The 14929-nt window shown below is 58.1% G+C and carries 25 protein-coding genes; 4 read left to right on the plus strand and 21 right to left on the minus strand.

The features are described from left to right. Positions 1-22: 22 nt before the first annotated feature. The 3 genes from AC1D10_RS22510 to AC1D10_RS22520 form a co-directional block, all read right to left on the minus strand. Positions 23-445 (minus strand): hypothetical protein, encoded by a 423-nt coding sequence (locus tag AC1D10_RS22510; RefSeq protein ID WP_477275693.1) that lies wholly within the window; start codon positions 443-445, stop codon positions 23-25. A gap of 329 nt (positions 446-774) precedes the next feature. Continuing rightward, positions 775-999, minus strand: a complete 225-nt coding sequence (locus tag AC1D10_RS22515) for a hypothetical protein (RefSeq protein ID WP_477275695.1) — start codon at positions 997-999, stop codon at positions 775-777. A 90-nt stretch (positions 1000-1089) separates the two neighbouring features. Beyond that, complete coding sequence (locus AC1D10_RS22520; protein ID WP_477275697.1) at positions 1090-1254, minus strand: hypothetical protein; 165 nt, start codon at positions 1252-1254, stop codon at positions 1090-1092. 643 nt (positions 1255-1897) lie between these two features. On the opposite strand from AC1D10_RS22520, the gene AC1D10_RS22525 reads away from it, so the two are divergent. Next, positions 1898-2086, plus strand: a complete 189-nt coding sequence (locus tag AC1D10_RS22525) for a hypothetical protein (RefSeq protein WP_477275699.1) — start codon at positions 1898-1900, stop codon at positions 2084-2086. A gap of 97 nt (positions 2087-2183) precedes the next feature. Here the strand turns inward: AC1D10_RS22525 and AC1D10_RS22530 are convergent, their stop codons facing one another. The 15 genes from AC1D10_RS22530 to AC1D10_RS22600 form a co-directional block, all read right to left on the minus strand. Further along, positions 2184-2309, minus strand: coding sequence for a hypothetical protein (locus tag AC1D10_RS22530; RefSeq protein ID WP_477275701.1), 126 nt, complete (start codon positions 2307-2309; stop codon positions 2184-2186). A 595-nt stretch (positions 2310-2904) separates the two neighbouring features. After that, positions 2905-3114, minus strand: a complete 210-nt coding sequence (locus AC1D10_RS22535; RefSeq protein ID WP_477275702.1) for a hypothetical protein — start codon at positions 3112-3114, stop codon at positions 2905-2907. Between the two features lies 1 nt (position 3115). Continuing rightward, positions 3116-4006, minus strand: coding sequence for an ATP-dependent DNA ligase (locus tag AC1D10_RS22540; protein ID WP_477275704.1), 891 nt, complete (start codon positions 4004-4006; stop codon positions 3116-3118). A gap of 97 nt (positions 4007-4103) precedes the next feature. After that, entirely contained in the window at positions 4104-4328 is a 225-nt protein-coding gene (locus tag AC1D10_RS22545; protein ID WP_477275706.1) for a hypothetical protein, read from the minus strand. Between the two features lie 357 nt (positions 4329-4685). Then, on the minus strand, positions 4686-5705 hold the full coding sequence (locus AC1D10_RS22550) for a hypothetical protein (RefSeq protein ID WP_477275708.1): 1020 nt from the start codon (positions 5703-5705) through the stop codon (positions 4686-4688). Further along, positions 5702-6118 carry a hypothetical protein gene (locus tag AC1D10_RS22555; protein WP_477275710.1) on the minus strand — a complete coding sequence of 139 codons (417 nt, stop codon included), beginning with the start codon at positions 6116-6118 and terminating at the stop codon, positions 5702-5704. Before AC1D10_RS22555 ends, AC1D10_RS22550 begins: the two co-directional genes overlap by 4 nt. 41 nt (positions 6119-6159) lie before the next feature. Beyond that, positions 6160-6828 (minus strand): hypothetical protein, encoded by a 669-nt coding sequence (locus AC1D10_RS22560; RefSeq protein ID WP_477275712.1) that lies wholly within the window; start codon positions 6826-6828, stop codon positions 6160-6162. A gap of 280 nt (positions 6829-7108) precedes the next feature. Next, positions 7109-7471 carry an HNH endonuclease gene (locus AC1D10_RS22565; protein ID WP_477275714.1) on the minus strand — a complete coding sequence of 121 codons (363 nt, stop codon included), beginning with the start codon at positions 7469-7471 and terminating at the stop codon, positions 7109-7111. Next, complete coding sequence (locus tag AC1D10_RS22570) at positions 7459-7716, minus strand: hypothetical protein (protein ID WP_477275716.1); 258 nt, start codon at positions 7714-7716, stop codon at positions 7459-7461. The genes AC1D10_RS22565 and AC1D10_RS22570 overlap by 13 nt, the downstream gene beginning before the upstream one ends. Next, a complete protein-coding gene (locus tag AC1D10_RS22575; protein ID WP_477275718.1) occupies positions 7713-7973 on the minus strand; it encodes a hypothetical protein in 261 nt (86 codons plus the stop codon). Before AC1D10_RS22575 ends, AC1D10_RS22570 begins: the two co-directional genes overlap by 4 nt. 3 nt (positions 7974-7976) lie before the next feature. Then, entirely contained in the window at positions 7977-8357 is a 381-nt protein-coding gene (locus tag AC1D10_RS22580; protein ID WP_477275720.1) for a P27 family phage terminase small subunit, read from the minus strand. A 159-nt stretch (positions 8358-8516) separates the two neighbouring features. After that, entirely contained in the window at positions 8517-9041 is a 525-nt protein-coding gene (locus AC1D10_RS22585) for a glycosyltransferase family protein (protein ID WP_477275722.1), read from the minus strand. Between the two features lie 15 nt (positions 9042-9056). Beyond that, positions 9057-9356, minus strand: coding sequence for a hypothetical protein (locus tag AC1D10_RS22590; protein WP_477275724.1), 300 nt, complete (start codon positions 9354-9356; stop codon positions 9057-9059). 19 nt (positions 9357-9375) lie between these two features. Beyond that, entirely contained in the window at positions 9376-9861 is a 486-nt protein-coding gene (locus tag AC1D10_RS22595) for a hypothetical protein (protein WP_477275726.1), read from the minus strand. Next, complete coding sequence (locus AC1D10_RS22600) at positions 9803-10207, minus strand: hypothetical protein (RefSeq protein ID WP_477275728.1); 405 nt, start codon at positions 10205-10207, stop codon at positions 9803-9805. Before AC1D10_RS22600 ends, AC1D10_RS22595 begins: the two co-directional genes overlap by 59 nt. Before the next feature lie 75 nt (positions 10208-10282). Here AC1D10_RS22600 and AC1D10_RS22605 point away from each other — a divergent pair, with 75 nt between their 5' ends. Beyond that, entirely contained in the window at positions 10283-10438 is a 156-nt protein-coding gene (locus AC1D10_RS22605) for a hypothetical protein (RefSeq protein ID WP_477275730.1), read from the plus strand. 8 nt (positions 10439-10446) lie between these two features. Here AC1D10_RS22605 and AC1D10_RS22610 read toward each other — a convergent pair whose 3' ends face one another. The 3 genes from AC1D10_RS22610 to AC1D10_RS22620 all read right to left on the minus strand — a co-directional run bounded on the left by AC1D10_RS22610 (position 10447) and on the right by AC1D10_RS22620 (position 12889). Continuing rightward, positions 10447-11223, minus strand: coding sequence for a hypothetical protein (locus AC1D10_RS22610; protein WP_477275732.1), 777 nt, complete (start codon positions 11221-11223; stop codon positions 10447-10449). Further along, the gene (locus AC1D10_RS22615; protein ID WP_477275734.1) at positions 11220-12095 is read right to left on the minus strand and encodes a hypothetical protein; all 876 of its coding nucleotides are present in this window, start codon (positions 12093-12095) and stop codon (positions 11220-11222) included. The genes AC1D10_RS22610 and AC1D10_RS22615 overlap by 4 nt, the downstream gene beginning before the upstream one ends. A gap of 605 nt (positions 12096-12700) precedes the next feature. Next, positions 12701-12889 (minus strand): DNA-binding protein, encoded by a 189-nt coding sequence (locus AC1D10_RS22620; protein WP_477275736.1) that lies wholly within the window; start codon positions 12887-12889, stop codon positions 12701-12703. A gap of 127 nt (positions 12890-13016) precedes the next feature. Between AC1D10_RS22620 and AC1D10_RS22625 the strand changes: the two genes are divergently transcribed. After that, positions 13017-13649 carry a hypothetical protein gene (locus AC1D10_RS22625; RefSeq protein ID WP_477275738.1) on the plus strand — a complete coding sequence of 211 codons (633 nt, stop codon included), beginning with the start codon at positions 13017-13019 and terminating at the stop codon, positions 13647-13649. Continuing rightward, positions 13642-14781, plus strand: coding sequence for a tyrosine-type recombinase/integrase (locus AC1D10_RS22630; protein ID WP_477275740.1), 1140 nt, complete (start codon positions 13642-13644; stop codon positions 14779-14781). The genes AC1D10_RS22625 and AC1D10_RS22630 overlap by 8 nt, the downstream gene beginning before the upstream one ends. The last annotated feature ends 148 nt before the right edge of the window (positions 14782-14929 follow it).

Here is a 14929-nt window from a genome sequence, read left to right on the forward strand (position 1 = left end):
TCCCGGCCGGGGAACTTCAATTCTAGGCAGGTATCAAGACTGCGATACGATGTATACCGACCACCTTGCTTGTGTTGGTCGCCTCGTCGGTCTTGCCCTTGGTGCACGTGTATATGCCGCCTTCCTCAAGCTTGAATTCCTTATCCGCTTTCTTGATCGTGAAGGCACCAGCGGTGATCGTGCAGACCATGTCGTTGTCCATCATCATCGCGGGAGCGTGCGCTCCGGGCTGAAACACGACGTCGACAACTGAGATGCTCTTGTAGGCAGGAATGTCGGAGTTTCCTGTGCCTACCTCCACGACCCTGACGCCTGGAGCAATCTCCTTGCCTTCCTTCGGGCCGTATTTCTTGACCTTCGCAGATGCCACCAAGGTGAATAACGGCGATACGGCGGCTGCCGTCACACCGAGCGCAATTGCAGACCTGCGATTCATGGTTTTCATCGCATCCTCCCAGATGTTTGGTCACGCGTGAAATGTGCGAGACGGTTCATGTTAGCAGGTATGCATCTGCTTGGCGCTTGCCATCTGTCATCCACCTTTGCCGTAGCCGGTTGGACTGGTGTCGGGCGTGTATGTCAGGCCGAGGGGAGTGGCCGGTGCGGCTGGGGCAACTTGGCGGTGCGGCCGCGCCGGCCACTGCGGGAAAGGGGTTTCGTTCCCCGCATTGATAAAATTAGAGCATATTAGCAATCGCGCAATTAGCCTATCGGCGGTGCTCCTCAACTGAACGTCGGCATCCAGTCGCGGTTGCGCCATCCCCTACCGTTGGGTCAGCTAGGTAGCTTCATGAAGTCTTTGCGGCGCGCGCGTGCCGCAGCCAGCAATTCAGCATCATCCTCAGTCATGCCGCTCAGAAAGATAGCCAGCACGGTTGACGCCAGGATCTCGCCATCCACGTAATCAGCCCCTGCCTCGGCCCATATCTGGTCGAATACACGCTGACAGGTCTCTAAATCCTCCGGGTTCAGGATTTGGCTTTGCGGGATACGTAGCAACTCTGCCTCCCTCAAAAATGGGCGAGAGTGCAGGCTAGTCTCCCAATCGGCGAATGCCCCTCACGAGCGCCGACGAAGATAAAATACTCGCTATTGCGCATTTCGCGAGTCTCTTCGGCGTGATCTCCTCACCTTGTCGCCGATCTCTTTCGCCATCGCGAACGCCTTCTGCTTGTCCTTGGTCGACAGCACGGTGCGCCAATGCGGCGCCTCGAACACGTTTACGACGTAGGTTGTGACGGGCGTTTCAGGCATCGCTTTCCCTGCAGAGAAGCCCGCGCCGCTTGCGGAGGCGGGCCGATCGAGAGCCGGTGAAGATCCCGATCTTAAGGCAGTGATGGGGTGAGCATCGCTTGCCGCAAGCAAAAATAGTTAGAGATTGCTAATGTTCCGTCAAGCCGAGGCTGATCTGGCCGTCCCCTTTATCCCACCAAGGACCGCGCTCAAAAAGGCGCCGGCCATTCTCCCGCGAACACTCTTCGGGTTACATGTTGCTGGCTGGCCGAATCGGAGGCGATGGCCGATACACTGGCCTCTGTTGCGGCTTGGGCGGAATGTCGGCCAAGGATGCGCGGATCGGTCCAATCGACACCGACAGGGTGTTGGCGCGGCGCTTCAGCAGCGTAGCCGACATCTTCGCAACCAGGTCTCGTATTTCCATGGGCTGGCTCCTCCCGAGCAGCCCCCCGCCGTCGTCGTATTAGCAAGGCTGCAACTGCGCCGCATTTAACTTTGACGTATTGAAACGGGCCGATGCGCCTTTGGTAAAAAGCGTACATTAGAATTCTATTGAACCCATGAGCGAAGGGGATATGAATCGCATCGTCGCCGGCGACATTGTGGGCATCGGTGATTGAGAGTTCGTTGTGCTCCCCGCCCTTAAATGGGAGTTGGCATCATGGATCAGCCAGGCTTTAAGATATCGGCTTTGGATTGCGATATTCTACGCAGCATCTTCGTAAAATCAGTCAGCCAAGCGAACGTTCCCGAAATCAAATGGCGGACAGAAGCCGCGCTTTTGATTCGCGACTTTACGGGCAGTAATGTCATTGACCCCGACTTGCTGGAATGGATTGTGCGGAAATAGCCGGCACTTTTAGAAATGCTAAGCCTTGAAGGGCTGGATAGGGTCGTTCGGCTCTTTAAGGCTTCTTCAGTATCCGGGCCTCTCGCACCAGAGACGCTCAATTGAGCCCAAGGAAGGCGACAAGCTCGACGGCTTGAGCATTCGTAACGCCAGTCTCATCGACCAGACGGCGCACTGCAAATCCATTGTCCGCTTTAGGCGGCTTGCCTACATCGTCAATCATGTTGGATGTCCCTTCCAACTGACCTAACGGCAAGCGACGGAGAATGGTTCCCTAGGCGCTACCCAGCCGTAGAGCAACACACGGCCATTTGAATTGCGGCGCGGGCGGTGACTGATTACCTGCCTGCCATGAACAAGACGAAGCTTACAATCTGGATTGGGCTGGCCGTGTTGGCGGTCCTGCTCGTGATCGCGATTTATTGGTTTATGCAAGCCGACGCGCCCGATTGGTCAACGCGGCTTTGAGCGCTACCCATTAGCTGCCCTTGGCTTCCCGGAACCCGGTCGGCGTTGTGTCCGGTGTGTAGATCAGCCCGACTTCGTTGCCGTTGCATTTCTTGCAGCGAAGCTTCGGTCGAATATCCCATTCCATGGCCGGCGCGTCTGGGCCGAAGCGGTCGCGGAGCTTCAACAGGTCAAGCGCTTGCCTATGGTGACAGGCCGAGTTGTGACAGTGAGCCGTCACCGCCATCCTGCCGTCGATCAGAGATTGAAACGTCCAGTTCTTGCCCGCCATGAGGCTGATATAGCGCAGTGCCGATCAGTCGGCCAAGCCGGCATCGTTGGTGCACGAGGCAGAACCGGGAATGCACGATTTAGCGGCCCAAAGGTTGCCTTGAAAGCTCGATGAGCTCCGCTTCGTCAACCACGCCGGCCATAAAATTGGCGATGATTCGAGAGGCCAGTCTGCTCTGAGAATCGGCTGATTGGTCAGGGGTTTTCATCTGCGCGAAAACCCTCCCCAGCAAGGCCAATTCGGCAGGATCAAAAATCCCGGCATCCACGGCTTTTCGTCTGATAGGCATACTAATGCTCCTCCCGAAAATCCTGCAGAGAAGCGTGGCGCAACTTCGCCTCGCCGCGCAGGTGCTTCACCTGGGCCTTAATCCCAGGCTTGAGCCATTCGACGGTTGGACTCGCCACCGCGTTGGGAACGCCGGGCGGCTGTTCGGCCCTCGCTTGCTGTACCCGCTTCCACAGGCGTTCTTTGACAGACCGGTTGGCCGAGATGAACGCCGAGCCGGCATATTTACCGCCGCGCGCCATAAGCGCCATCGGCGGCTTACCGGGCTCGCGCTTGACGCCTAGCAGTTCGAACTCGCCAATCTCCCAGCATTTCGTCTGGACCCAGGAATCGGACGGTCCGCTCCGATAGGGGCTTCCGCGTCTCTTCGAGACCATGCCTTCCAGCCCCATCTTCTCGACCGCCTGGAAGAATGCTGCACCGCCGCCCTCGACATGCTCGGAATACTGAATGATCCCCGTGGCCGGCTTGACGAGGTCCCACAGCTTGGCCTTGCGATCGAGCGCCGGTAATGGGCGGAGATCCTGGCCGTCGAGGTGCATGATGTCGAAGGCTACGAATGCCAGCAGTTCGGCGTTCCAAGTCATGCGCGAGTGCATCTGATGGAAATTTGGGGTGCCGTCCGGTTCCGGTGCGATCATCTCGCCATCAATGACGAAGGATTCTGCCGGAAGCTTTTCCGCCGCGTCGATCACTGGCCAGAAACGCTTCGACCAGTCGTGCCCGTTTTTGGTGAATGCGCGGGCGCCGGCCCAATCGAGGATGATCTGGGTGCGGAACCCATCATATTTGATTTCGTGCATCCAATCGTCGCTGACAGGCGGCTCCTGGACCAGGATCGGCTCCTGGGGTTTGATGAACCTCAACCGGGCTTCGCCAACCCCGTTACGCATCGGAACTCCACCACGCAAAACTCGAATTTGATTCAATAGATGCGAAACGTTTCCGTTCCATTAGCCGACGCTGAAACGAGTCCCCAGTGCGCGCCTCTCAGTCGTCGGTGGCCGGTGTCAACTCAAGCTCGGCCGGCGACAGGCCCTGCTGCAGCTGGCTCAGCCGCAGTTCATCGACCCAGTAGGCCTCGCCGTTGACCAGCACGCGTGCCTGGTAGGCCCCAGCCGCAAAACTCTGCGTAGTAATGTAGACCTTATGGCGCTCAAGCGCCTTGCGCACCGCAGCGCGTTTCGAATTCTGGCTGGTGGCGGAACTGGCCATGACCTACTCATTCGCAAAGTTACTCGTTACGCAATTGGCCCGCGCCCATTTGTGGCGGACGCGGGCCGACCGGTCAGCAGCCGGAACGTTTCAAGGACTAGCTGCCGCAAAATCAATACGCCGTTTCGAATGAAGTTCCCGGAGCGCAAACAAAAAAGCCCGCCACCGTGAGGCAGCGGGCCAGATCTACGAGGGTCACTGGGGGACAGTGATCCAACCGAACGTCGTCCGTGCGATAATGTTCCAACGGTCGGAAAAAAGGCCCGCCCGAAATGGGGTACGGGCGGGCAAGTTGAAGTGCGCTGGGATCAACCAGCATAGGGTCAACGAGCAGCGGATGGGTTGGTTGCGGCCCGACTAGCTTGGCAACTGCATGCGCCCTTCGGCGTGAAATTTATGGAACTCCTCGCCGCGTCGGTAAATAGCCATCGCGATTTTGGAGTAAGTGACAAGATGGTTCTGGCAGGCTGTCAAAACTGCATCCGTGTCCGCGACACCCATACTTGAGAGCAGCTTGTCTGCCCTTTCCTTTGCCGAATTGGCGACGGGCCTAAGTGAGAAATCCTTATCGTCGGATCCCAGCACGCCATCGCGCTCCAAAATACCGCGCAGCTCTTGGTAGGTTGTTGAAAGGCCTGGCTTGAGCTTGTCGAAGGTGAGGACCAAAGAGTCGATATGGTCGAGGGAGCTTTTCACCCCCTTGACTTCAATCTGCCCAGGAGAAGCGTACTTGATCTTGGAAACTTGGAGGGGATATTCGTCCCTCGACTCTGAAGCTATATCGCGGAAGAAACCGAGATAGCTCCCGCCGCGCTGCCATGGGTATTTCGCGATTTTATCGACTAGCTTTTGCGCCAAAGGACCTGTGGAGTCCCTCATTTCGTCCAAATAGGAAAAGAGACTGTAGAGGTCAGCGAGCTTAGAGTAGAACCGCGAAAAATCGTTCGCGGACCACCGCCCATCGATTTTGAAAGCGTGGCTTACGAGGCTGGTAACAGTCAGCCCTTTAATTGCTTCAGTGTGATTCCTGGAAAATATCCCTGCTGGAGGGAGAACATCTTCGATGTTTTCAATTACCTCTTCGGCCGGGACCATGACGACTTCGTCATCGAAATTTGCCCAATCAAATAGATAAGGCTCCCCGCCCTTGGCCCTCATCAAATAACTGAGGTCAACCCTTTGCTCCAGATAATCTGCTAGAATCTTCTCGTTGGTTAGCTTTGCGATGTAGGGCTCACTGTATCCTTCGATGTCTTCACGGATAACGTAGGCTAGGACGTTACTGCCCTTACGATTCTGCAAAAGTGCCAAGACAGGTCCATCATAGTAGACTAGCGTTTGAACGAAACTCGCTCGCATTCTCCTGCGCTGTTTCATGTCAAGCTCACAACCTTAACGACTGCTTTTTGCAGATCGAAATCCTTCGCCATCCAGAAGCTGACATGGGGAGAATCCTCCGAACCACTGTGAGCGAGTCCGTCCGCTGGAGAAAGTTTGATCAATGCACCGTATTTCTTGTATTTAAAAACTCCCGCCGCGATGGCGAAATCGCGCACCCTGGCTTCCGGACCGTCAACCCATTCGACGTCCCATTTGACGAGCGAGCAGGCAGCCCAGATACACGGGTCCACCTTTTTCTTATTCTCTTTACCTAGTGCGTTGAAAGAAAGGCAGCACTCTGGCTCAATCGCAGGACCCTCTATCAGGCGTACATAAAGGCCGGAAAGCTCTATCGCGTCGTCGGGCGGGCATTTCTCTGCTGGCAATTTTTCCTTTGGCGAGAACGGCACTGCTAAATTTCCCCCGGCGATTTTTTTGCAGGTGTGCTCCCTTAATCCAAATTGTGCAAGATTTCGTAAGTTTCTTCGCCACGTTTTATGTGTATGACAGTATTGAAATCCGCATTTAGTCCCCACCACGCCTTTGGCCCTTCCCAAATCATGATCAGCCGCCCCCGCAACAAGGCATGGCGGCAGCGCTGGCTGATTGGCGCTCGCCGGTCAATCACGGCGGGCTGGATGGGGTGGGTTAGGCGCCAACCCACGCCTTGAAATCTGCCACGACAGCATCCTGTGTGCCGGTTGCCGGAATGGTCGACCATGTGGCGGCCTCGAAGAAATTTATTGGAGCCTGGCCCGGAACCGCCCTTACCGCCGATGTTGAGCGCACCCGTGAGCGTGGAGTTGCCGGAGACCGTAGCGCCCGACCATGACCCACCGTTGAGGCGACAATAGAGGTTGCCTCCTTCGTGCCGCCATTCCGCGACGTATGGCGTGCTGTTGGCCGTGGCAAAACCTGAACCGAGCGCAGGTGCCCATTGCCCTTGATTGTAGGAATTGATCTTCCCTGCCTGCAAGTAGAGGCCGAGGTTCGTGTTACCATCGCCCAAAACCAGATTGTTAGTTCCGGCGGTGGCCCACAACAAGAAAGAGGCAATCATGTAGCCACTGCCGGCCGCTATGAAGTTGGACATGACGGAGCCGGTGAAATCCTGGTTCACAGCATCCAAATGGGCGCAGGTTCGACTGTTCGGCCCAGCGGTAGTGACTGATATGTTCGTAGGGGAAGCGGGGAGATTTCGGGAGCCAAGCCCGGTCTGATCGTTGAGCGCCGAAGCGCTCGTCGTGCCGGTATAGCGTGAACCGCCAATGAATGAGGTCAGCAGATCGCGCTACATCGAGTAGGCGCCAGTCGGCGAGAGCCCATCCAGGATCTTCGCAGCGGCTGCGGTATTGCGGTACATCTGTCCTGTCGAGAGCAGCATTCTCGGGTCTCCTGATTTACGTTCTCGACGCCGTGCGCCGGCTTCGGTTTGAGGGATGGGCCGGATCGAGCGGCCAGCCATCGGCGCCAACTTCTTTGCTGAAGCCCAGCCTTTCCGCCGACTGGATCGGCCCATCGTGGCAGGGCGAACAAACCGAGAGAAACGGACCGCCGTAGAAGTTCGTTTTCTTCGTCTCCCTGTCTTCGTGGTGGCAGACAGTGGCCGGCGTGACATGGCCGCGTTGTAGGCACTTGTGACAAAGCGGATGATTTCTAAGCTGCGCGGTCCTCACAGCCTGCCAGCGTGCCGTGCGATAGAGCTTCCTATACGCTTCGGCTTCTGGGCTGCGCCGGTCTATGCGTCTGGTCATCTTCGACATGCCTCCTCCAGCTCGCGCTGCAATTCGAGCGCCTGGGGGAAAGAGAGTTCGAACAGGTTGTTGGTGCGCGCCGGCATCTCCCAATCGGGATCACAGCCCAGCGGATCATTTGGCAGCGGGGACATTTCCCAAGGCATCAAGCCTAAGGCTCGATGCAGCGCGAGGAAATCACGCGCTTGGTATGCCTCGATCGCTTCCGCCGTGATCGCATGCCGGCGTTTGGACTTAGGGATGCGGCGCTTCATGCTCGGGGATCTCCGAACTGTTCCAGCGCCCATGCCGGCGTCGACGGCCACCAGTCTGGCCGGGTATTGAGGAACGCGGCTCCCAGGCGCGCCCAGGCATCTCGCGCGTCCCTCAGTTTCTGCGGATCGTTGTACTCGATGGAGTAACCGAATTCGGTAAGGTCGCCGAAGCCGTCATACCCGGTTTGAAACAGTTCGGCCCACGCAAAGACCTCGGCCGATTTGTGCTTCTTGCTTGCTCTCCGTTTGACGGGCATGGCTCAATCCCTGTTGCTTCTAATCGCTGGAGGTCGGCGGGCATCGGGTGCCGGCTCTCCGTCGAGGTCCAGTTCCCGAAGCAGCCGCGCAAAGCCGACTTTGGCGTCGCGTTCGATCGCGATTTCCGGCCGCGCTTTTGGATTGCCTTGGGAATCGGTGAAGGTAAGACCGTGTTGGGCGATCGCAGCGCGAGCCGCTTGCATTCTCTCCCAGCTCTCACAGGCTGCCTGCAGCAGTCGAAGGTGGTGAGGCTCCAAACTGAATTCGGCGTTTACCTCGCTCCACCATTTCTTTGACGCGGCCGAGAGGTGGCCCGGCGCCGGAACCTTTGGGGCACGGACAGCCTTGGCACCCGACTGGCTGGCGATCGGGACGACGTTCAATGATGCAGCCGACGCCGGCCCCCTAGCCCCCATGATGCAAGCCTCGCGCGCACGGAACGAACCGGGGGAACGCAACTGCGTGTTGTGGGATGGGCAGCGGTCTAGGAAGATGGCGGCCTGAGACGCGATCCCCCGCCCCCGGGGTTGCATTGCACGGTCTCAAAACATTCGCCTCCATGGTCCTGGCGGTTCGAGAGCATCGGCAAGTGCCTGCGGGTAGTAATCTGCGACCTCGATCGCGGCGTTGTGGTCGATGGCTATGCCCTCCAGGGCGTCTGCCCATAGCTCAGGGTCGAAATGCTTGTAGAAGTCCGACGTAGCCCAAAGCATCGGGTCTTCTGGCTCTACGAAATCGACAGTCATAAGAACGGTCATGCCGTCTTCGCAGCGGACTACCGCAATGTATTCGACAGTCAGGCCAGCCTTGATGGCCGTAGTCACTTCAGGGAGCAGATACCTCCACATCGCGCGCACCGTCACCGACTCGTCCGACAGTGCAGGATCGATGTCGATCGGCCTGGCAAGCTCGGCTCTCGCGCATTGGACAATAGCCCAGTCGCATAGCTCTCTGTGCCGCAACTCGATCTGGTGACGATCGGCACCGCGCGCTTGCAGCACGGAAAGCTCTCCTGCAATGTGGATGTCTAGATCAGCCATCAGCGCTTCAACCGTCAGTGCTTCCATCGTCGCTTGGGGTGTTCAGATCCGCTCGCCGTAGCGGCGCCTATAGTTGTCCTTCATCAATTTGAGGGCGGAGCTGTTGCCTTCGGTTATGCCCACATTCTCCAGCCTTCGGATCCAGTAGAGGTCTTCAGCTTTTCTCTTCGGGTCATATAGCCGGACCACGCGAACGGGTTTCATCTGAGGCCTGACGCTTGTCAGTTTCACCGGCTTCAAGGGTGCGGTGAGTTTCATCGGCTGAAGCGGCGGCGCCACAGTCTGCGGGGCTACGGGTCGCTGCATCTTCCCGATGCTGGACATGTCTCTGGTCAAATACATTTTGGTCTCTCCTTTTGGCTCAGTCGGCCCCGTTCAGAATCTTCCGCGTCATCGCGACGCCGTGCTGCAACATGCCCTGGCATCGCCCCGGCAGCTTGCTCTGCAGCTTGACGTTTGCCTGCACTGCGGCCCCGTAGAACAACACGCCGACGCCGAGCAGATCCTCGAGTTCATCGAGCTTCTGTCCGATGGCAGCGCGGTATTCGGCGATCTTGGGTGTCAGGGAGGCAAGCTCCGCGTCGAAGGCTGCTCGCTCTGCTTCCAAGGCCTGCATCGCCTCGCGTTCTTTGACCTGATAAGGGACGATTTCCTGGCCAGCCTTGTCGACCTCGGCGGCGGTGGCCCTGGGCGGCTGCCCCGGCACCTGGCCGAAATAGAGGCGGTGAAGCTCGGCGTGCTTGGATTGAGCTGCCTCGCGTTCAGCGACTGCCTCACGCCACTTCCGTTCAGCCTCGGCGATCGAGGATGGCTTTGGCGGGATTTTCAGGATTGTGACGAAGTCCATTTCGGTCCTCGGAGTGCGTGCGAGCATTTGATGATTCCTCTTTCTCAGGTTGGAATTTACGCCCGGCCGCGACGGCTTCGGATAACGCGTTATTCAGAATACGCACGACCGCGCTGGTGAGCCGCTTTCGGTTGCGGCTGCCCACATTGTCGACGGCGCCGGCTTCAAGCAGCAAGTTCACCAACACATGATCGATAGGGATTTGTAGAAAAATGCCTCCAGAAGGGAGACGTTCTTTCCGTCGAGCTTGTCGCTCCCGACCAAGTCGACGCTTGCGCTCTTCTCGCTCTTCCGCCGTGCCGATCGGACGACGCCCGCGACGGCGATGGGTCGGTGGCGAGTCCATCCTTCAGCCGGCCCTCGCCACACCCGTTTCGCCCGCCATCAGGGAACGATTCCGCCAGCCAGGTGTTGGATACCCATGGACAACACCATGGAACTCGCAAAGCAGCGCATTGAACGGACCGAGATCGCGCTTAAGCGCACAGAAGAAATGATCGCACTGAACATCGCGCGGTGCAGCATGATTGCAACGCAGCGGCGTCTGATCGAGACTGCTGGCCGCTTGTTGAGATAGCGCGGCGGTCATGCGGCGTCACCGACATTGAGAACGCTGCCGATCTCTTCGAACAGTCGATAAGCTCGGCCATAGTTCGGGTCGTTGTTGTCGATACTGGCATGCTCACCGACAAGGCCGGCCAGCCAGTCGTGCCACTGACGGAGATTGGTATTGCCGCCGTCTTTGAACCCACGCTCGACCATCGCCAGCATGGCGCCGACGCTCGTGGAACTCGCCCGTTCATTGCCCCTTTTTTTCCAGGAATCTTGCGTCGATGACGCCGTTTCAACGGGATCTATTGAGATCGTTTCACGAGATTTATTATAGGTTTCACCTAATATATTATACGACGCATCCTCTTGATTTCGTTCAGCGTTTTCTGAAACACGGTTACCTATCGGCTCAATTTCTGGAACGAGATGGTTACCTATCGACGCGTCATTGGTAGCGAACTCGTTACCCGTATAGGTAACAGACTGGTTACCCTTGACGGTCTTGGTGATCAACTCGTCCATGACGTTGTAGATCACGAAGTAGCACCGCGATCTCGGGTTGAGTGGATTGGCGCGGCCGCCGACATAGCCGCAGACGGCAAGCGTCTTGATCGACCTGGACAAGCTCTTCAAATGACAGCCGACAAGGCTTGCCAATCGGCCGTGACCGGCTGTGCAGCCAATGCCGTTCTTGCTGAATCGGTCATGGAAAGAGATCGCCATCAGCACCCGAATATCGAGCGCCGAAAGCCGCTGATCGGCCATCGCGCGCGGCGGATCAGGACAGAATACGGGGCTGGCCTTGGTCATGCCGCTCTCCAGCCCGTCAGGATCGACTGCAAGGATTCCAGCTCGGCCGCGTTGACCGTTTCGCAGCGAGCCCAGGCTTCCGGCTCAATGAGTTTTTCGATCTCCTGCTGCACGCACTCGCGCAGGTCGCGCGGGTCCATAGCGTCAAGTTCCCAACAATGTGCCCCGTGGTTCTGGGCGAACCAGTCGTAGCGCTTGTCAGTGCGTTTGTCGGACGCAGGGAAGTACGGTAGGCCTTGCGTCTGTTCTGGCGTCAGAGCGATGCGCCGGAACCTGACGTGCGCGCCGCCATACTCGACAAGGCGCCGCGGCAGATCGGCCTCCGACATGTACATGCCGCTGGGATCGAAGTCGCCGGCATAGAGGACGATCAGAGGTCGCCCATCATCATCTGTGGCAATGTCGTTGACCGTGGTCGCACTGGCGAAGCCGTGCATGACGCGGAAGCCGACAGCGTATTGGTCGAGCACTGGCTTTAGAACACCGCGAACGGTACCTTTTTCGCTCCAAACTTCGACGCGATATGGCTGCTGGTTCCAGAAGTCGCGGCGATAGGACCGCGCGACGGCGCGAGCGTACTCTGCAGGATCGTCCCAGGTCGAAACCCGCTCCAGTTCGCGGGTCTCGTCAACGATCCAATCCCACGGGATGTCGCCTTGCTCTCTCGCAATCCGCAGGAGGCGATAGACCTTCTGCATGTCGTTGGTCGACATCGACAAGATGAGCCCGGCCGTGAACAACTTGTAGCCGATGCCTCGGCCGGTGATCGGCTGCATCTCCTCGGCGATCTTGTGCATCGCCTCGATCAGGTCGAGCGAGGCCTGCGCCATGCCCCGGACCTTTTTCAATCCCGGTTGAATTTGCTCGGTCATGCCGCACCGCCTTTGCGCAGTTGCGCATGGTGGCGCCGGTGACATGGTGCACACCAGAAGACGACATCGAGGACATTGCGGTACTCACTTTTGTGGTGCGCTTCGATGCGCCCAGTGTTGCCACACTTTTCGCAATGATCAGGCGGCACCAAGATGCCTCTCCTCATCGCTGATCGAGTGGCCGAATGCGCCCACGCCGCAACAGGGTTACGATTGCGCCAACGCTGTTGCCTAGTGGGTGTCTTCCCGTTATTCTCGCTGGTATCGATAGCTGCCAAGCCTTTCGACATTTCCAGCGAGCCGACCTTTGCCGAGGTCGGCTTTCGCATTTTAAGAGGCTCCGTCATTGATGCCTCCGCTTCTGAGCAAGTTTGCCAAACGGATCGCCTCGATCGCCTCGGCGGCCGTCATCGGCAGCTGAGACCGCAACCACGGCACTGCCGCGCATCCTCGCTGTGCCGGAGGGACTTCGACAAGGCGTCGAGCGCCGAGTGTGATTAGTTCGGAGTGTTTCGAGATCAAAGCTCATGGCGCCCACCAGCCGAGAGCAATGACAGCAATCACGGCGAAGGCTGCCGCCGTGGCGCAGATCGGAAGCGCGCGCGTCATGCCGCCTCCCCCGAAATCACCGCGTGCAACTGACGCGCATCGGCCACCCATTTGTCGCCGACCTTCCGCGCCGGCAGCAGGCCCTTTTCCAGCATGTGGTAAGCCTGTCGTTCGCTAAGACCGATCTCCTTACCGATGGCCTTGGCGCCCCAGACCGGGCGCGACCTTCTTTCACTTTCAGTCATCGCAAATTTCTCCGCGTTCGAGTTTTCTAACAATTAACGAACGTAGAGAAAGGAACTCAGTTGTGGTATCCGTAAAAGTATGTCATACGGTTCTACAGGAAATTAGCGAACGCTTGGGGAATGGTCAGTGTTGCCGATAGTTTTGGAATGGCAGGTTTGCCCGGATGGGGTGCGGGCAGACTTCGATGTTGAAGGGGACAAGCTCTTCTACATGTACCGGTCAGAGCGCCGAGCAGCGCGGGCTTACAATGTGTCCGACCTGTCCAGCCCGCTTGTCCTCAATTTTATAAACAGCAGCGACACTGTTGAGAAACGCGAAAAGTTCTTTGCGGCGCATGGATTGCTCGAACGGCCACAGGATTGGCACCTGCGCGACGACAAGTCGGTTTCGGATGCGCTCGCCACTTTGGAGCGGGCTGTCAGAATTGGTCCGCTGGCGGATCATCCCGAGCGAATAGCGACCTTGAACGATCTGCTTTCGGATTCGACCGTCATGCATCTGGGCTTCGATTATCGAGGGCCGGACCAAACCAAGCGCATGGTGCTGCGGCCCCGGTCGCTTTTTGATCTCATGTGCGCAGAAGTGGCGATGGCCGCCGAAGTCGATGCCGCGCTTGCAAGCTGCGAGAATTGCTCGCGCCTATTTTACACCGGTCATCTTACCGGACGTCGTTCAACTGCGCGCTACTGCTCGGATCGCTGTCGCGCAGCGGCAAATCGCAGGCTCTCGGTTTCGCAGGAAGGTCTCCGCAATGGCTAAGGTCCGCAAACGCACCCTGCCCTCCGGCGAAGTTCGCTGGCTCGCCGATTATTTCGATGCTGGCGGCAACCGCCGCGCCAAGCAATTCGACAAGCGCAAAGACGCCGACGCCTATCTCGTGAAGGTGCGGCGCGACCTGCAGCTAGGTGTGCACGTCGCTGATAGCGCCTCAATCACGATCAAGGAGGCCGCGAAGCTCTGGCTAGAAAGATGCGACGCCGGAGGCCTGGAGCGCTCCACGCGGGACGCCTATGCCCAGCATGTAAACATTCACATTGTCCCGCTGATCGGCGCCAGAAAGCTATCGCAGTTCAACACGCCCCACGTTCACGCCTTCGCCGACGAACTGGCGAAGGATCGATCGCCGGCCATGATGAAGCGCATTGTGCGCTCGCTCGGCGCGATCTTTGTTGAAGCACGGCGGCGTGGCTTGGCAGCGACCAATCCGGTGTCGGATGCCAAGGTGAAGACGAATGACCGGCGAAAGTTGAAACGCCCTGAGATCCCGACCAAGGCCGAGTTGCGGACCATTCTTGATGCAGCCCAAGGCAAGCACCGCGCGCTGATCGTCACCGCGCTATTCAGCGGCTTGCGTGCCTCTGAGTTGCGCGGACTCAGATGGAGCGCCGTCGACCTGAAGCGCGGTATTCTCACAGTGAAAGGCCGGGTCGACGCATGGGGCGATTTTGGCTTGCCGAAGACGTCGGCCGGCGAGCGTGACGTGCCGCTGGCGCCGATGGCAATCAACGCCGTGAAGCAGCAGCGTCTATCGGTTGCAAACGGCCCGGATGGCTTGGTGTTTCCGTCCGATGAAGGAACGCCGCTCGATCACCACAACATTCTTGCGCGCGTCTGGACGCCCCTGCTCGTCGGTGCCGGCTTGTTCATCCTCCATCCGACGAGGCAAGATGCCGAAGGCAATCCGCTGAAAATCGCCAAGTATAATTTCCACGCCATGCGCCATGCTGCGGCGAGCCTTTTCATTGAACAGAAGCTATCGCCGAAACGCGTCCAGACCATCATGGGACATAGCTCGATCACGGTGACGTTCGACACCTACGGCCATCTTTTCGAGGATGACGCAGCCGATCAGACGGCAGTTGCCGAGATCGAGGCGCGGCTACTTTCTTAGCGCCGACTGCAACACGACTGCAACACGAGGCGGGATTTCGAAGCAAAAACAACGGATCAATCTGTCTCTGACTCCGTTAGTCCTGGTTCGAATCCAGGTTCCCCAGCCAAACAGTTTCAAACACTTAGCTACCAAAACCGCCACAAAC

It is taken from the genome of Mesorhizobium sp. P2_A8, assembly GCF_056404935.1.